At 65.6% G+C, this 16,828-nt stretch carries 13 protein-coding genes and 1 tRNA gene (1 of these 14 cut by a window edge); 3 read left to right on the forward strand and 11 right to left on the reverse strand.

What is annotated here, in order from left to right; genetic code table 11:
* The 4 genes from GQR91_RS13975 to GQR91_RS13990 form a co-directional block, all read right to left on the reverse strand.
* On the reverse strand, positions 1-2,624 hold the 5' portion of the coding sequence (locus GQR91_RS13975) for a TonB-dependent receptor (protein ID WP_149683399.1). Its footprint begins 331 nt before the window's first position; the window shows 2,624 of its 2,955 coding nt (coding positions 1-2,624); its start codon is at positions 2,622-2,624; its stop codon lies off the left edge, out of view.
* 838 nt (positions 2,625-3,462) lie between these two features.
* Positions 3,463-4,002: a ferritin-like domain-containing protein gene (locus GQR91_RS13980; RefSeq protein WP_149683400.1), complete on the reverse strand. Its 540-nt coding sequence runs from the start codon at positions 4,000-4,002 to the stop codon at positions 3,463-3,465.
* 124 nt (positions 4,003-4,126) lie between these two features.
* Positions 4,127-4,200 (reverse strand) — tRNA-Gly (locus tag GQR91_RS13985).
* Between the two features lie 149 nt (positions 4,201-4,349).
* Complete coding sequence (locus GQR91_RS13990) at positions 4,350-5,075, reverse strand: SDR family oxidoreductase (RefSeq protein WP_149683401.1); 726 nt, start codon at positions 5,073-5,075, stop codon at positions 4,350-4,352.
* A 145-nt stretch (positions 5,076-5,220) separates the two neighbouring features.
* Here GQR91_RS13990 and GQR91_RS13995 point away from each other — a divergent pair, with 145 nt between their 5' ends.
* Positions 5,221-6,117: an AraC family transcriptional regulator gene (locus GQR91_RS13995; protein WP_149683444.1), complete on the forward strand. Its 897-nt coding sequence runs from the start codon at positions 5,221-5,223 to the stop codon at positions 6,115-6,117.
* A gap of 28 nt (positions 6,118-6,145) precedes the next feature.
* Here the strand turns inward: GQR91_RS13995 and GQR91_RS14000 are convergent, their stop codons facing one another.
* The 7 genes from GQR91_RS14000 to GQR91_RS14030 all read right to left on the reverse strand — a co-directional run bounded on the left by GQR91_RS14000 (position 6,146) and on the right by GQR91_RS14030 (position 14,686).
* The gene (locus GQR91_RS14000) at positions 6,146-7,636 is read right to left on the reverse strand and encodes a hypothetical protein (RefSeq protein WP_149683402.1); all 1,491 of its coding nucleotides are present in this window, start codon (positions 7,634-7,636) and stop codon (positions 6,146-6,148) included.
* Between the two features lie 282 nt (positions 7,637-7,918).
* Positions 7,919-9,010, reverse strand: coding sequence for a D-alanine--D-alanine ligase family protein (locus GQR91_RS14005; RefSeq protein WP_149683403.1), 1,092 nt, complete (start codon positions 9,008-9,010; stop codon positions 7,919-7,921).
* Positions 9,007-9,702, reverse strand: a complete 696-nt coding sequence (locus GQR91_RS14010; protein ID WP_149683404.1) for an alpha/beta fold hydrolase — start codon at positions 9,700-9,702, stop codon at positions 9,007-9,009. The genes GQR91_RS14005 and GQR91_RS14010 overlap by 4 nt, the downstream gene beginning before the upstream one ends.
* Positions 9,699-10,769 (reverse strand): AbrB family transcriptional regulator, encoded by a 1,071-nt coding sequence (locus GQR91_RS14015; protein ID WP_235904158.1) that lies wholly within the window; start codon positions 10,767-10,769, stop codon positions 9,699-9,701. The genes GQR91_RS14010 and GQR91_RS14015 overlap by 4 nt, the downstream gene beginning before the upstream one ends.
* Positions 10,770-10,774: 5 nt before the next feature.
* Positions 10,775-12,076 (reverse strand): CitMHS family transporter, encoded by a 1,302-nt coding sequence (locus tag GQR91_RS14020; RefSeq protein ID WP_149683405.1) that lies wholly within the window; start codon positions 12,074-12,076, stop codon positions 10,775-10,777.
* A 25-nt stretch (positions 12,077-12,101) separates the two neighbouring features.
* On the reverse strand, positions 12,102-13,613 hold the full coding sequence (locus GQR91_RS14025; protein ID WP_149683406.1) for an OprO/OprP family phosphate-selective porin: 1,512 nt from the start codon (positions 13,611-13,613) through the stop codon (positions 12,102-12,104).
* Entirely contained in the window at positions 13,610-14,686 is a 1,077-nt protein-coding gene (locus tag GQR91_RS14030) for an ABC transporter substrate-binding protein (RefSeq protein WP_149683407.1), read from the reverse strand. The genes GQR91_RS14025 and GQR91_RS14030 overlap by 4 nt, the downstream gene beginning before the upstream one ends.
* A 100-nt stretch (positions 14,687-14,786) precedes the next feature.
* Between GQR91_RS14030 and GQR91_RS14035 the strand changes: the two genes are divergently transcribed.
* Positions 14,787-15,452, forward strand: a complete 666-nt coding sequence (locus tag GQR91_RS14035; protein ID WP_174236670.1) for a response regulator — start codon at positions 14,787-14,789, stop codon at positions 15,450-15,452.
* Positions 15,442-16,815: a sensor histidine kinase gene (locus tag GQR91_RS14040; protein ID WP_149683408.1), complete on the forward strand. Its 1,374-nt coding sequence runs from the start codon at positions 15,442-15,444 to the stop codon at positions 16,813-16,815. The genes GQR91_RS14035 and GQR91_RS14040 overlap by 11 nt, the downstream gene beginning before the upstream one ends.
* Positions 16,816-16,828: the final 13 nt, after the last annotated feature.

Below are 16,828 nucleotides of genomic sequence, written 5' to 3' on the forward strand. Positions count from 1 at the left end.
AAGTCCGACACCCCGAAGAAGGATGATTGGTCCTGCCCGGTGACGTTGCCGTTCAGATCAACCTGCGGAATGTTTTGCCGAGAGTCGAGCACGGTCAGACTGCCGACGAAACCCAGTCCCTTCAACACGCCGGGCAGGTAGGTCGGGAAATAGGTCAGGCCCAGCTCGGCCCCCTTCAACACGCCGTTGGAGGCGTTTTCCGGCCGCGTCACCAGGAAGCGGTTGGTGTTCAGCCCGGTGTTCTCGACGTTCACCAGCGAGGTGATCGGCACGATCAGCCCATCGATCTCACGCCGGAACAGCGTGCCGTAGATCAGGCTGTTGCGTTCGAAATACCATTCGAGCGCGGCGTCGTAATTCTTCGACACGGTCGAGCGCAGGTTTACATTGCCTCCCGAGCCCGTGCCGTAGCCGACATTGGTCAGGTCGCCGGTCAACTGGAAGTTGGGGTTCAGGTCCGCAAAACCCGGCCGGCGCAATGTCTGGCCATAGTTGAACCGCGCGCGGAAGTTGCTGGTTAAGTCATAGCGCAGGGTCACCGCTGGCAGGAACCGGTTCGTTGCCTGCGACCCCCCGGTGGTCAGCACCGGCACCGCATAGCGGTCGGTGAAGGTGAAGTCGGTGTCGACATCGATATAGCGAAGCCCCGCCTGGATCGCGAGCGGCCGCCCGAAGATCGAGACCTCCGCATCCGCCTGCGCATAGGCGGCCATGGTGATCTCGTTGATGTCGAAGACCTGGGTCAGTGCCAGTTGATCGGACAGCCGCAGGTTGCCGACGTTGCGGGCGCGGTACAAGGAGCGGATCGCGTCGGCATTGTCGTACAGATAGCTGCCATTCACGTTCAGCCAGCTTGTCGGCACATCGGCACGCCCATCGAAGAAGCCGCTGTTGCTGGTCTGCAACCCGCGATCGAGCGTGGCGAAGTTCGCCCCCAGCACGCCGGCATCCTGCGTGCGCACCGAGTCCGCCGCCTTGCGATCGTCATAGCGCAGGCCGGCCTTCACCTTACGGATGAAGCCCTCGTCCCAACTATAATCGGCATCGACCTGGAAGGTGAGCGCCGAGCCCTTGGAACGGTTGGCGTTGTCGTAGAATTCCGCCACATTCCACTGCGCCGGGTCGAGCAGCAGCGCATTATCGTTGAAGTTGTAGGACGGGATGCCGCCGCCGGCGTTGAAATCCACATCGATCCGCGACGCGGTGCGGTTCAGCCGCATCGCGAGAAACTGCGTGTCGAACCGGCTGGTCTGGTAGGACAAGTCGGCGACGATCTTGCCGCGCTCGCCCACGTCCCACTTGCCATTCAGCGCATAGACGAAGCTGTCGGTCTTGCTGCGGGTATAATCACCCGAGTTGAAACCAAAAACATCGCCGACGGCCCGCGTCTTCACCAGGTTGCTGCCGTCATACAGGCCGACGGTCGACAACGGATTGGGGCCAAGAGCACCCCACCAGTCGACAAAGGAGAACATCAGGCTGTTATAGGTGTCCGCCTTGAACTGGTTCCAGAAGAACTCGAACGTGTATTCGGAACTGGAGTTCGGCGCCCACTGGATCGCCGCGTTCACGGCCGGCCGCTCACGCTGACCGGTCAGGTCCGAGCTGAACACCGCGTCGCGAGACAGATAATAGGGCGTCTGCTGCCCGTTCACGAGCAAAGTCGAGCCCGGCGTGGTGGCAAGGCCCCGGTCGGTGCCCGGCTGCCACAATGCTTGCCCGGGCGCACGACAATCGCTCGGCTGAAGCCGCTCCAGCACTACCCAGCCATTGGGATTGCTCGGACTACAGGTGTTTGCCGCGTTGCCCGGAATCGTGGTCGTCGCGAACGGCACCAGCGCACCCGCCGTCACCGTCATGTCGCGATATTTGGTGCGGGCATAGCTGCCGTTCACCAGCACGCCGATATCGCCGATCCCCGTCTCCCAGCGATCGCTGACCAGCGCGGAAATGTTCGGATTGAAGGTATCCGCCTGCTCATTGTAGATGCCGCGCGCAACGGCGGAAATCGCAAAGCCGTCGAAATCGAACGGGCGCCGGGTGAACACGTCGACCTGACCCGCCAGGCCCGTTTCGATCTGCTCGGCGGCACGCGTCTTGTACACGTCGATCCGCTTGACCAGGTTCGCCGGAATATCCTGCAGCGAGAAGGATCGGCCCGACGCGGTGAAGATGTTGCGCCCGTTCATCGTGGTCAAAGCGTCCGGCAGGCCGCGGATCGAGAAGCCCGCCGCCTCGCCGCCCGTCCGGTTCGTCACCTGCACGCCGGTTACACGCTGCAAGGCTTCGATCACGTTGTTGTCGGGCAGCTTGCCGACATCCTCCGCGACGATCGAATCGACGATCTGCGTCGCGTCACGCTTCACGTTGATCGCCCCGATGATGCTGCCACGCACGCCGGTGACGACGATCTCTTCTTCCCCAACGGCGCCGGATGCGGGCGCTGCGGCCTGATCCGCGGTGACCGCATCGCCCTCCTGGCGTGCCACCGTGCCATCGGATGGTTGTTCGGGCAGATCCTGCGGGATGCCGCCGCTATTGGGGGCGGCCTGCGCCCAGACCGGCTGGGCGATCACCAGCGACACCAGCGACGCGGAACCGAGAACAAATGGCTTGATCGCCATGGACATAACCCCTCCTACCCCGGCTTGTGATCCCGGTATTACTCTGACATCCGATATGGCGTCGCGCGCGGGGGTGCAAGAGAGATTATGACTCGTCTTGAATACGCAAACTCTGAAATACCGCGTAACTGCTTATTTTTTAGTCCTCCGGTAACGCGCTTATGGGCCACGGAGTGACCTTCAACGCCCGCAAATGGAAAGGCGGTGATCAGAAATCAGGAATAAGTCAGACTAGTACCGATCGATGAAAAATCGGCACCATGGCTGCGCGCTAAGCACATCACCGGCCGCGTCGATCCCAGGCGGCACGACGTACCCCCGTCTGATCCTCGCTGATGCCTTTAACTTCGCCAGCCGCTTCCGTTGGCCGCCGCACCGTTGCCGCAAACTGCTGGCGCTCCCGTCCCATCATCGAGGCGCATAACTGCCTTTTGGACAGGACCGAGATAGCGGCTGGGTAGCTTCGCGATCGCTTCATGCCTGTTCCTGGCCGCCGCGATACTACTGTGCGTCGCGGTCAGCTCAGCGGAGCGCTTGCGATGGCCATCATGCTCGCCTTGCTTCTGAGGCGCTTGGCCGATCGCTATTCTGGAGCACAGGTCATCGCGCCGCATGCCGCCGCCGGGATGATCACATCGAGGAGCAGGCGCTGGTCAGCGTGAACCGACCGGTTGAGATACCGGCCTGTCGTCGCGATCCCCGTTACGGCGCGACGTGAATTGGCGCAGTCCTGCCGCCAGTTCGCCATTGAAGGCTCATAGCGGCGGGATCGCGATAACCGACGCAGGGCAGGCACGACCTTCACGACCATGCCGCCCCATTCGCGGTCAGGAAAGGATCACACCTTGGCCTGGAACGACCCTTCCTCCGAATAGATCTGCACGTAGCGGCGCGTGATCACCGGCAGATGCTCGTCGATCCACTGCGCCATCCGCTCCTCTTCACCCAGCGACTGCTTGAGCGCCGTGTGCGTCCCGCCAAAGCCGCCATCATCGGCCAGCGTCAGCAGGGATTTGTAGCTGGCGATCTCGAAATGCTCGAAAGCATAATTGGCGAAGCTGTTCTTCAGTATCTCGTCACCCGCCACACTGTGCGTGATTGCCGCCATGCTGCCGCTCAGGCTCAGCGCCGTATCCTTCAGCGCGGAATGACTCTCTTCCAGTGACGCCAGGATCTCCTCCAGGCGGCTGATCTGTCCATGCGTCTCGTCGATATGCGCACGCAGACGGTCGGCGATCTCGGGGTAATTCTCGATCCGCTCGACCTGCGGCGTCATGATCGATAGCGCCTGCTTCTCGACGGCATGCGCATTGCGCAACCCGGTCACGAAAATTGCGCGCAGGCCGTCGCCCGTTCGATTGTCGAAAGTGCTCGCCATGATCACCGGTCTCCTAGTTTGACCGGCGATAAACCTATGAGAGTTCAACAGAGTTTCGAAAAAACTAGCTGATCCATGTTTGGATCACCGGCACGGGAACGCTCTCGGAGTTTGCCGCGAAGGCTGGAGCGGGTGAAGGGAATCGAACCCTCGTCGTAAGCTTGGGAAGCTTCTGCTCTACCATTGAGCTACACCCGCAGATCAGCAGAAGATCGCTGATCGGAACGCTTGCGCAATTCCGGCCTGCCGGCTCCGTGCCACGTTTCGGGCGGTATCGTCAACATGGATAACACCGAACGCGACGCAAGCAGGCGCCAGCCGGAAAATGGCTGGCGCATGTGCCGACCTCACATGTCCGCCGCCGTCGGCCGCACGATGACCTCATTGATGTCGACGCCGTCGGGCTGCTCCAGGGCGTAGCGGACGGCGCGTGCGATGGCGTCCGGGGTCAAGGCCTTTTGCCGCCACCCCTGCAAGGCCTTGGCGACATCGGGATCGGTGATGTCGTGCCCGAGTTCGGTCGCCACGACACCCGGCGAGATCAGAGTCGAGCGGATCTCGTCATGCTCCTGCCGCAACCCCTCGGTAATCGCACGCACCGCGTGCTTGGTGCCGCAATAGACCGCTGCGGTCGGCAGCACGACATGCGCCGCCACCGATGCGACGTTGACGACATGCCCGGACTTCTGCGCGACGAAGCGGGGCAATACCGCCGCGATCCCGTTAAGCACCCCATAAATGTTGACGTCGATCATCCGCTTCCACTCATCGCGCTTCAGCGCCGCGAGCGGCGACAGCGGCATGACGCCCGCGTTATTCACCAGCACGTCGACCCGCCCGAAATGCGCCTCCGCCGCCATGACGAAGGCATCGAAATCGGCGCCGTCGGTCACATCCAGTTCCCGCCACGCGACAGTCTCGCCGAGTTCCTCCGCCAGTGCCTTCAGTCGGTCGCCACGGCGTGCACCGATAAAGAGCCTGGCGCCGGTAGAGGCGAGTTCGCGCACCGTCGCCTCGCCGATACCGCTCGATGCGCCGGTGATCAGCACGACCTTGTCCATGTTCCGCGTCATGATGCTTCCTTCCATAAAGGTGACGCTGCACATGGTGCGGTGGCCGCGAGAGGCGGTAGAGCGATCGTCCAGACTGATTGCCCGATCCTCCAGAACCGGTGCAAAGCCGCTTGCAGGCGCGGCGGGCCTCGCCGATCACAGGGTGATGGATAACGTCGTCGAACTTGCCCGGATCATCGATCGCCATGTCTCCGGATCAGGTATTTGCACCACGATCATGCCGCATGTCTCGCTGATCGGCGCCGATCAGCCGAGCATGCCGACCCCCGCGGTGTACGAGGCTTCGCTTTGCCTGATTGCACAAGGGTCAAAGCGCGTGTCGATCGGCGAACACAGCGTCGTCTATGATGCCGCCCATTATCTGCTCGTCTCGGTCGATCTGCCGCTGGTCGGCCATGTCATCGATGCCAGCCCCGACGCGCCCTATCTTTGCTGCAAGATCGATCTCGACACCGCGATCCTCGCCGACCTGATGGTGGCGGAGGGTGGTAGGATCGCCGATGCCGACCTCCCGGTGCTCGGTGTATATCCAAGCGACCCCGACCTGATCGACGCCGCCTGCCGGCTCGTCCGGCTGCTCGACCGGCCGGACACGATCCACGCACTTGCGCCACTGATCGAGCGCGAAATCCTGTACCGCCTGCTGATCGGTCCGCATGGCTCGATGCTTCGCCGCGTCGCGACCGCGGGCAGTCATCTCAATCAGGTAAGCCGCGCGATCGCCGCGATCCGCCGCCGCTTCGATGATCAGATCCGCATCGAGGACGTGGCCGCAGAGGCAGGCATGAGCCCATCCTCGCTCTATGCCCATTTCAAGGCGATCACGCGCATGACGCCGCTCGAATTTCAAAAACAATTGCGGTTACAGGAGGCGCGTCGCCTGATGCTCGCCGACGGTGCGACCGCAGGCACCGCGAGCTACGCCGTCGGTTATGAAAGTCCGTCGCAGTTCAGCCGCGAATATCGCCGCCTGTTCGGCGCCCCGCCGCGGCAGGACGTTGCGCGCCTTCAATCCGCGCCCGCCGCCGGTATGGCGCTTTAGGCAGGAGACGGCAGCACGCCCCCCACGGTCAGGACAGCTTTGCGCGCAGGGATAAGCCGCTGGAACGCTGCCGTGCCATGTCCTTGGCGGCGCGCAGGCCGAGATAGAGCAGGACCACGCCCAGCTCGGGTGTCAGCATCTCGGTAGCCGGACGCCGATCGCTGATGACCAGCAACGGAAAGCACATCAGGAAGACGACCAGGGCCGCGACATGGGCCGGAAATTCCCGCCGGTCACCGCCAAAGCGATAGATGACATAGGGCATCCAGCGACCGATGGCGTGGCTGATGCACAGCAGCGCACCGACGGGCCCGGTGGGCAGCAGCAGCGCATAGCCCAACGTCCGCTCGACCTGCAGCACCAGCATCGGCACGAAGCGCATGCTCGGTTGCAAGGCGTTGAACCACACGAAGGTAGCGCGCGTGACCCCGATCAGCAGCATGGCGAACAGCCAGTTCCGCGCGAACATCCGCAGGTCGGCGATCATGCCGCCGCTGCCGTCGACGCCGATCTGGCCCAAAGTTTCCACCCCGGCGCCAAGCCCGGCCAGCACCAGTCCGAACGTCCATGCCCATCCCGGCCGGAAGTTCTTGCTGTATCGGGCAAATTCCGGGCTGACGACCGGCTTTGCCTCTTTCGCCAGACCGACGCGATCATTGTCGAAATAGCCGATCTCATAAACTGCGAAGAACGCCAGCAGATAGAAGCCCAGCGCCACCGAGAATGGCATGATCGCCGGGCTGAACAGCGCAAAGGCCAGCCACAACACGGCATAGTCATAGCCGAGCAGGCCGTTCAGCAGATAATTCTCCTTCGGGCGCTTCACCTTGGAGGTGTAGGCGAGCGGGATCATCGGGGTCAGTCCGGCCTGTTCGTACACGGCCTCGGGCCAGCGGACGTAGAATCCATGCGCGCAGGCGTTGCACAGATCCTGATCGACGAAATTATCGGTGACGACGATGCTCTGCGTCAGGGCGTCGGTACCGATTGCACGTTGCAGGGCACAGCCCTTGCCGATCGCGCGCAGGCGCGGCGCATCCCGCAGGGACGAGGCGACGACGACCTCCATCTCGGGGTCGATGGCCGCTGCCAAAGGCTTCACGATGAAATCGAAGCCGTAGGTGGCGACGATGATGCGGTCCGGGCAAATGGCGGCGATGTCGCGCAAGAGGCTTGCGTTGAGGTAGGCGGGCCCGATCCGCGCAGCATGTTTACGCCATGCCAGGACGCTCCATGGCGAGACGAGTACCACCGCCCAGATGCGGATCCAGTCCCGATAATAATCGGGATTATCGCGCGAGATGAGCCGCCACGGCTTCAGCATTCCCAGGATCTGCATGACGATGGCAACAACGACCGAAGGGCGCGCGAAGCGAATGAACTCTTCGGTCGAATTCCTCAGCCACAATGTTTCGTCGAAATCGAGTACCGCAAAGGTCGGCTGGGAATTGACCTCCTGAAGGCGTTGCGCAAGATCGGACTCGTCCGTCCAATCGGGTACGATAGCCGGCTTTGCCATGATCGACTCTCTTTGAAGCGCGAAGGAAATCCGGCCACTTCAGTCCGGACACAGAAGCACAATACCCGATCCTGTTGCACCGCTTCACCGATCAGGCAACCTTGAAGCAAAGCTCGGAAATGTTTTGTAACCCTGCCCGGTAGAATACTCAATTATTGACGCGGTCGTTATCCCTATCGATCTACGCGCGTGGTCACCATTTTTCTACATGATGCCTCCATCGGAGTATTATGCGGATGTTCACTGCGACCGGGTAAGTCCGTTCCGCGATGCTTGATCCGACTAACGCCACCTGCCCTTCAGCATGGACAGCAGCAGTCGCGGATAGCTCCATCCATCCGCGCGTGCCGCGATCGCAGACAAACAGTCCTGATCGTCGCGCCCCGGCCTGCCCGGCCCGGTCATGTTCGGCTTCATGTTCAGATCGAACAGCCTGAACCCTCCGGCGGACCCCGCGCGACAATCGATCCGGATCGCTGCGCGAGCGTCCACCCGCTCCGCTGCCGCGACGCATGCGTCGATCATCGCCACGACGTCCCGATGCCCCAGCCGGCCGGCAGCCATCGCCACGCTGTTCGCGGCCACCGGCACGTCGCCATTATACGGGGCAACACCGCCCCGCTGGTCGAACCGGCAAACGGGACGCAATGCCCAGTGCCGGTCGTGGTGCGTGCCATCCGGCGCCGGCGATGACGGCGGCATGACGGTGACGGTCACCTCCTCGCCGGCCAGATATTCTTCAACCATCAGGAGGTCGCCGAAGGTTGCCTTGTCGATCAGCGCGTTCGCTGCCACCCGCAGTGCGGCAAGGTCGGCCACGCAGGTCACACCCTGGCTGCCACGCCCGCGCACCGGTTTGACGATCAAGGGAAAGTCGAGCCCCTTCTGTGCGATGACCGCGTCGACATTCGCCAGCGCGTGGACGCCGTCGCGCGCAGTCCGGGACAGGAGAAAGGACCGGGCGACCGGCAATCCGGCGGCGGCCAGCATCCGATTGGTGTCGAACTTGTCGTCATAGGCCTGCATCGCGGCCGGAAGCTGACCGACGATCGCGACGCGCCCCAGCGCGTGTTCCAGCGGATGGCCTTCGAACAGGACCGTGTTGGCCCACAATGTGTCCGCCCCCGCGTCGATAGCAGCCGCGATACCTTGCGGCGTATCGGGAAAGACCCAGTCCAGCGCGGTGGCCGGATCAGGCGATCCCTGTGGCACGATCACCCGCTGCCCTGACCCCATGAGTGCAAAGGCGATATCGGCCCCGCCGTCCGAATATCCGCCCGGCTTGGCATCCTTGCGCAGGCCACCGATAACGGGCGGCGGCAACGCCTGATAGAGGATCGCCACGCTGGCAGCCTGTGCGGGACGATTGATCATGTTGCCTTCCTCGTTACTCGTCTTGGCTGCTCCGTGGCGCCCTGAAGCCAGGCGCGCAACAACATGGTGACCTCGCCGGGGCGTTCGATCGGCGCAAGGTGGCCGCAATGCCGAAGGATGTGGAAATCTGCCCCCGCGATGCGCTGGGCAAGGGCCGCCGCATCCTCCGGCAGGCAGATGCGGTCGCGGTCGCCCACGGCCACCAGGGCGGGTACGCGCACCGCCGCGATCGCCGGGTCGAGATCAGGACGCGCCAGCAGGGCGCGTTGCTGGCGCTCGAACACATCCGCCCCGACGCGTTCCGCCATGGCCTGGACGGGACCGCTGACGATCGGCGTCAGCATCGGATCGGCATGGGGTGCCGTGGCGAGCAGTCCCTGCTCCCCTACCGTTCGCACGCGCATCTCCATGCTCGCGCGCGTGCCGAACAAGGCGACGCGTTCGATCCGATCGGGCGCCTGACGGATCATCTCCAGCGCGACATAACCGCCCAGGCTGACCCCCGCGACCGCCATGCGGGGCGGCGCATGCGCCAGCACGCGTGCCGCCATGCCGGCCAGCGTGTCGTCGACGGTCAGATCACCGAGCTCGGGATGCGCGACATCGCCCAGGTCGACGACCTGCCTGGCCCAAAGCTGCCCATCGCATCCCATGGCGGGAAGCAGGACCAGAGGCATCGGCTTTCGGATCATGACGGGGTCTCCGGACGGTAGGCAAGTGGTGCGGCAACGAGAACAAGGTCGACGCGCGCCAGATGGGTGACGACAACGACGCCGGGTTCCAGCGCAAGGCTGAGCGCCACCATGCTCATCTCCGCCAAACCGCCGGGCGAATAGGCAAGCGCGAGCAGCGCCACGTCCAGCCCCGTCGCACGCCCGATCGCGGCCGCACAGGCGAAGGTCAGGGCGAGAAGGATCAGCGTCGATCCCGCGGCGAGCGCCAGGATGCGCAGAAAGGCGCACAGCTTCAGCCCGGCGAACCGGCAACCGATCGTCGCCCCCAGCCCGACCTGGGCCGCGGCGAGCAGCCAGACGGGCACCCGAAAGTCGGTCATCCCCGTCGCGTGCAGGACGGCGCTGACCGCCAATGGCCCCATCAGGTGCCAGGCGGGCAGACGCAACAACCGGCCCAGGACCAATCCCAGCGCAAGGCTGACCCCGCCCCACAGGAACAGCGACGGCTCCGGCCAGGGCGATGCTGCGGTGACGGAGGGAGCAGCGACAACGCTGGCCGGGGCATGGAAATGACGGATGACGAACGGCAGGATGAACACGACCAGGAAGATGCGCGCGCCGTGGATCAGGCCGATGGTGCGTTCGTCGGCGCCCCGCTCGGCACCCATCACCACCATTTCCGCGATCCCCCCGGGCATGCCCGCGAAATAAGCCGTCGCGGGATCGAAGCCCGCGATCCGCCGGAACCATATCACGCACAGCAGGCCGGCAACCGCCAGAAACACGGGGAGCAGCAACAGCGGCAACCACCATGCGCGGGCCAGCGCCAGCAGGCCGGGATGAAAGGAACTGCCCAGCACCACGCCGATCACCGCCGCCATCGGTCGCCGCGTCGCGCTACCGGCCGCGACCGGCAGCCGGGCGATGCTCGCCACCGCACAGGCGGCCATCGATCCCAGCACCCAGGGCAGCGGCGCGCCGATCGCGGCGAACACCCCGCCGCCCGCCGCACCCACCGCCACCGCCGCAAGGAAGCGCAGCGTCACTGCGGCGACATCGGCCCTTTGCGCGCGTTCCGGCATCATCCTGCTCAACTGACGAAGGGAAAGGCCAGCGCGATCATGCCGATCACCGTCATCACCGCACATACCAGCGTGGCCGGGACCAATGTGAAGCGCTGGTGATCGGCAAGGTCGATACCGGCCAGGCTGACCAGCAAATAGGTGGAGGGAACGAGCGGGCTCAGCAGGTGGACAGGCTGACCCATCAGCGAGGCGCGGGCGATCGCCATCGGCTCCACCCCGTAATGGGCGCCCGCTTCGGCCAGGATCGGCAGCATCCCGAAATAGAAGGCGTCGTTGGAGATGAAGAAGGTGAAGGGCAGGCTGAGCGCCGCGGTGATCGGCGCCATATAGGGGCCGAGTACGGGCGGGATGAGTCCCACCACCTCCTTGCTCATCGCCTCCACCATGCCGGTGCCCGACAGGATGCCGGTGAAGATGCCCGCCGCGAAGATCAGCGACACGACCGACAGGACATTGCCAGCATGGGCCGCGATCCGCTCCTTCTGCTCGGCGACCTGCGGATAGTTGACGATCATCGCGACAGCAAAGGCGAGCATCATCAGGACCGACAGCGGCAGGATGCCCAGCACCAGCCCGGCGAGCAGCGCGATGGTCAGTGCGGCGTTGAACCAGCTCAGCTGCGGCCGCCGCGCCTCCGGAAACTGCGACACGGCCATGCCGGTGAAGCTGGTCGGCTCGTTGGCGCGGACATGGCCCATGCGCGCCCGCTCCCGCCGGCCGAAATACACCGCCAGCGCGATCAGGAAGGCGAGACCCGCGATCATCCCCGGGATCAGCGGCAGGAACAGGGTGGCGGGATCGAGCTTCAGCGCACTGGCGGCGCGCGCGGTCGGCCCGCCCCAGGGCGTCAGGTTCATGATGCCGCTGGTGCTCATCAACAGGCAGCACAGATAGAGCCGGTTCATCTCGTATCGCTTGTACAGCGGCAACAGCGCGGCGATGGTGATGATGTAGGTCGTCGATCCATCGCCATCCAGGCTGACCAGCGCACACAGCACGACGGTGCCGATCAGGATCTTCAGCGGGTCACCATGCACCACCCGCAGCAGGCGGTTGACCAGCGGATCGAACAGGCCGGTGTCGGTCATGGTCGAGAAGAACAGGATCGCGAAGAGCAGCATGACCCCGGTCGGCGCCAGGTTCTTGATGCCGTCGATCATCATGTCGCCGACGCCGCCGGCAAAACCGGCGATCAGGGCGAATGCGGTGGGCACGACGATCAATGCGACCAGCGGGGTCATCCGCTTGGTCATGATCAGCGTCATGAAGGTGGCCACCATCAGGAAGCCGAGCAGGGCGAGGTTCATCGCATGGGTATCCGTGATGGGGGGATCAGAAGGTGACGGCGATGCGGCCGCTGAGCGTCTGGCCGTCATCGGGGCCGATGAAGCGGCCCGACAGATTGTCGGTGTGCCAGTGGATCGCGTTCACCTGGAATCGGGTGAAGCTGTTCAGATACCAGTTGGCACCGATCGTCGCGGCCCAGCCGTCGCCGCCGGTCGCGATGTCGCGGAACGACAGGTTCTCGTACCGCGCGGTCAACTCGATCGCGCCGGGCCCGCCATCGAAGATGGGACGCAGGACACGCGGCTGGCCAAAGCTGCCGAGGCGCGGATTGTACGGCGGCAGGTCGCCGGTGATGAACCAGCCACCCGACACGCTCCAGGCGCGCGTCTCGAAATCCTCGCGCCCACCGTCCAGCCGGGCGTGTCGCTGCCCCGCTTCCACCATCAGCCAGGTCGGGCCGACATAGCCGCCCAGTTCCGCACCGTAACCGGTGGTGCCGGTGCCGCCCGTCACGGGGCCGGTGGACAGCCGCAGGTTGCCGTTGAAACGGCCACCGATCACGGTGTTGCGCGTCAGCGTGCCGGTGCCGGGCCGCAACGCCTCGTCAAAGCCCCAGAGCCCGAGGTGAAGCACGTTGCGATCGGTCTTGACCGGGTTCCAGTGCGCGCGGCCAAGCACCGTGCGATTGTCGCTGCGCGTCTGGTCGCCGTCGATCCGGTCGCCGGTCACGGTCAAGGAGGCATGGCCGGTTTTCCAGAACAGGCGGGGCATGATGCCCAGGCCGTAAAAGGCACGCTGCGGAATGATCGCGGTGGCGACCACGGTGCGTTCCAGGAACGGCGTCGAGTCCGAACCCGTCGAACCCTCGAAGCCACGATCGTTGAACAGGTGCCCGGCGCGCACGTCATAGTCCAGGCCGGGCCTGATCTGGTTGCGCCACCCGACAAAGGCGGTGACGATATCGACCTCGTTCTCCGAAAAATCGCTTTCGAACTGGTAGAAGAAGTGCGGCCCCACCCCGCCTTCCAGCCCGAGGCGCAGGGCGCGCATGCCGGTGGTGGTCAGGTTGCGGTCGGCGTAGCGCGAGCCGAAGGTCGTGCTGACATCGGTCAGGATGCGCCCCCGCGGCTTGAAGGTGAACACCCCGTCTGCCGAGTGAAAGACGGGCAGGCCCGCCCCCCATTCGGTGGTGACGCCCGCCACATTGTCCGCCGCCGCCCGCGCCCGCGCCACGTCGCGCTCGGCGGGCCCGGGCGGCACGAGCTGCGGCGCGAAGGGCCGGGTGACGATCTCCGGCGGCTGAACCGGTTGCTGTTGCGCGACCGCGACCGGTGGCTCGGCGGCGGCAGGCCGGGCGGCACCGGCCAGCCCGGTCTGCGCGGCGGCGACAGGCGCCCCTGCCCCCTCCAACCGCTCGATCCGCGCGCGCAGCGCCGCAATTTCGGCGGCCTGTTCTCGTACCAGCGTCGCCAGATCATTCTGCGTCGGCGCCTGCGCGAGCGACGGGGTTGCGGCGACCACCGCGATCAGCGCGCAGCCGGCGGATATCACCTTCATTTCACTTTTGCCCCTTCGGCGAGGATCGCCTGCCACTGGCTGAGGAACCGGCGGCGCTTGATCGTATCGAGGTTGACGAGAAGCTGTGGGCCGACCCGGATCGGCCGGGCACGCTCCGGCCCCAGCCGCGGCGCCGGCACATCGGCACGCACCGGCAGCAGCCATTGCTGCCCCAGCAGTCGCTGGCCGGGACGCGACAGCAGGAAGTCGAGGAACAGCTTGGCCGACGCCGGCCTGCGTGCATCGCGCGTGACAAAGGCGATGCGCGACGCGACGATGGTATAGTCGCGCGGAAAGACGACGCCGATCCGCGGATCGCGCCGGGCCCGCGTCAACGCATAGGGACCGACCACATTATAGGCGATGGCGGCGCGACCGCCGGCGACCGCATCCAGCATCGGCCCGGTCGTCCGCGCCAGCAGTGGCCGGGTGGCCGCAATGGCCTGAAGCAGCGAGCGTGTATCGCGCGTGATCGACAGGTCTTCGGTCAGGTAAAGATAGCCGACGTTCGATCGGGCGGGATCATAGGTGGCGACGCGGCCGGCAAGCGCGGTTCGCCGCGTGCGCAACAGACGCTCGAACGCCTCATGCGTCCGGGGCACCTGCGCGGCCGGGATCAGGCGCCTGTTGTAGACGAAGCCGACGGGCTCGGCGGTCACCCCGTAGCCCATGTTCTTCCACACCGCCGCGGACGGCAGCGCGGGCTTTTCCGGGCTTTGATAGGCCTGCGCATAGCCGTCGTTGATCAGCTTGGCCTGAAGGTCCATCGCGGACGACCAGACCAGGTCGGCGGTGGGGCGCCCGGCGCGTGTCTCGGTCAGGAAACGGCGGTAGATTTCCCGCGACTCCAGATCCTGATACTGGATGGCGATACCGGGATAGACGCGGCGAAAGGCGGCGATCACCGGCGCCATCGCCGCGGCATCGGCATTGCCGTACACGCGCGCGCCACGCTCGGCACGCGCCGCCGCCACCAGCGTGTCATAGGATCGCGGATAGCCCGCCGGGCGCTCTGCCGACGCGGCCGACGCCAGCACCGGCCCCAGCAGCAGCAATGAAAATCCGTAACGCATCTTCCGGCTCCTCTCGCTCCCCGCCTCTTTGTTCGGGTAAGCTGATCGCCATGCGCTATAGGGCCAACCTGTCATTCACCTTTCACGCCGGAGCCGAGCGTTGCGCATCCTGATCGTCGAGGACGATGCACCGCTGGCCCGCGGCATCGTCGCGCTGCTCCGCGGTTCCGGGCATGCGGTCGATCACGTCGCCAATGGCGCGGATGCATTGGCGGTGATCGCGGACGAACCCTATGCTCTGGTGATCCTCGATGTCGGCCTGCCGGGCGTGGACGGGTTCGAGGTGCTGGCCACCCTGCGCCGACGCGGGGAGCGCGTGCCCGTGCTGATGCTGACCGCGCGCGACGGGCTCGACGACCGGGTACGCGGGCTGGACCTCGGCGCGGACGATTATCTGCGCAAACCCTTCGCGCCGGAGGAGCTGGAGGCCCGCATTCGCGCGCTCGGCCGGCGGCGGGGCGGCGACCCGACGCCGGAACTCCGCATCGGCACGCTCGCGCTCAATCGCTCGACCGGCGAGGCCCGCATCGGGGAGCGCGTGCTGGACCTCCGGCGACGCGAATGGGCGGTGCTCGACGCGCTGGCGACACGCGCCGGCCAGATCGTCCTTCGGGAAGTGCTGCAGTCGGAGGTGTTCGGCTTCGATGAACCGGTCGGCCCCAATGCGATAGAGGTGAACGTCGCCCGGCTGCGCAGCAAGCTGTCTCCCGATGGGCCGACGGTGCGCACGATCCGGGGTGTCGGCTATATGCTCGATGCGGGCTGACGGCGCGACCCACGCGCTGGCGCTGCGCACCCGGTTGCTGGCGGCGATTATCGCGCCGCTGCTGGGCATCGCGGTGGCGCTTGGTCTGGCTGGGGCGACGCTGATCGCCGATGTCGTCCGCCGCACCAACGACCGCGTGTTGGGTGGTGCGCTGGGTGCGATTGCGGAAACCGTGCAGGTCGAACGGGGCGAGGTTACGCTCGACCTGCCGGCGGCGGCCTTCGGCATGCTCGAAAACGCCGAGCGCGATAATGTCTATTACCGGGTGAGCGTGGGGCCGCGGCTGCTCACCGGCTATGCCGATCTGCCGCCGCCGCGCGCCAGCGATCTGGCGATCGACGTGCCGCGTTTCCGTTTCGCCCGGTACCGCGACCAGAACATCCGCATCGCCGAGGTGCGGCGTGCATTGCCGCGCATCGACGTGCCGGTGATCGTCCAGGTGGCGGAAACGCTGGGTAACCGCGTGGCGCTGCGGAACCGCCTGCTGGTCGCGCTCGTGCTGGGCGAGGTCGCGTTGGTGGGCATGGCGATGCTGCTGATCCGCCCCGCCCTCGCATGGAGTCTGCGTCCGCTCGCCCGGCTGCGCGGCGCGGTCGCCGCCCGCGATACGCGCGCGACGCCGGATCTTTCCGCTATCGAGGCGGGCCCCTTGCCGACCGAACTGCGGCCGCTGGCGGACGCGTTCAGCAATCTTCTCGCCCGATTGGACACTGCCACGACCGGGGTTCGGCGTTTCACCTCGGATGCCTCGCACCAGATGCGCACGCCGCTCGCCGCGCTGAAGGTGCAGGTGGCTCTGGCCCGCCGTGGTGATCCGAACGCGCTGAAGGAGATCGCCGACACCGCCGATCGGCTGGAGCGTCTCGTCACCCAGTTGCTGGCGCTGGCGCGTGCCGACGAGGGGGGCTCTGCACCACCCCTCGAACCGGTCAGCCTGCGCGAAGTGGCGGTGGCCGTCATCAACCGGCGGATCGGCCAGGCCATTGCGGCGGGCGTCGAAATCCATCTCGATGCAACGCAGGATGTCGAGATTGCGGGTTATCGCACGCTCTTGTTCGAGATGATCTCCAACCTCGTGGACAATGCCATCCGCTACAACCACGCCGGTGGCATGGTGACGATCGCGGTGACGACCGACCCGCAGGGCCCGAACGTCATCGTCGCCGACGACGGTCCGGGCGTGCCCGACGCCGATCTCGATCGGCTGGGCGATCGCTTCGTCCGTCTCGCCGCCGGCGCAGGGCCGGATGGCAGTGGCCTCGGCCTCGCCATCGTGCGGTCCGCGGCGCAGCGGCTGGGCGCGACCGTCACCATCATCAACACCCACCCGGGCCTGCGCTGCACCCTGCACTTCGCGCCCTAAGTCGCACCTGCCC

It is taken from the genome of Sphingomonas carotinifaciens, from assembly GCF_009789535.1.
GTDB lineage: Bacteria > Pseudomonadota > Alphaproteobacteria > Sphingomonadales > Sphingomonadaceae > Sphingomonas > Sphingomonas carotinifaciens.

Bases quoted from the DNA above. Each gene is read 5' to 3' on its own strand.
- GQR91_RS13980 (WP_149683400.1), bottom strand. From the start codon at position 4,002: ATGGCGAGCACTTTCGACAATCGAACGGGCGACGGCCTGCGCGCAATT.
- GQR91_RS13990 (WP_149683401.1), bottom strand. From the start codon at position 5,075: ATGACGCGGAACATGGACAAGGTCGTGCTGATCACCGGCGCATCGAGC.
- GQR91_RS13995 (WP_149683444.1), top strand. From the start codon at position 5,221: ATGGATAACGTCGTCGAACTTGCCCGGATCATCGATCGCCATGTCTCC.
- GQR91_RS14000 (WP_149683402.1), bottom strand. From the start codon at position 7,636: ATGGCAAAGCCGGCTATCGTACCCGATTGGACGGACGAGTCCGATCTT.
- GQR91_RS14005 (WP_149683403.1), bottom strand. From the start codon at position 9,010: ATGATCAATCGTCCCGCACAGGCTGCCAGCGTGGCGATCCTCTATCAG.
- GQR91_RS14010 (WP_149683404.1), bottom strand. From the start codon at position 9,702: ATGATCCGAAAGCCGATGCCTCTGGTCCTGCTTCCCGCCATGGGATGC.
- GQR91_RS14015 (WP_235904158.1), bottom strand. From the start codon at position 10,769: ATGATGCCGGAACGCGCGCAAAGGGCCGATGTCGCCGCAGTGACGCTG.
- GQR91_RS14020 (WP_149683405.1), bottom strand. From the start codon at position 12,076: ATGAACCTCGCCCTGCTCGGCTTCCTGATGGTGGCCACCTTCATGACG.
- GQR91_RS14025 (WP_149683406.1), bottom strand. From the start codon at position 13,613: ATGAAGGTGATATCCGCCGGCTGCGCGCTGATCGCGGTGGTCGCCGCA.
- GQR91_RS14030 (WP_149683407.1), bottom strand. From the start codon at position 14,686: ATGCGTTACGGATTTTCATTGCTGCTGCTGGGGCCGGTGCTGGCGTCG.
- GQR91_RS14040 (WP_149683408.1), top strand. From the start codon at position 15,442: ATGCGGGCTGACGGCGCGACCCACGCGCTGGCGCTGCGCACCCGGTTG.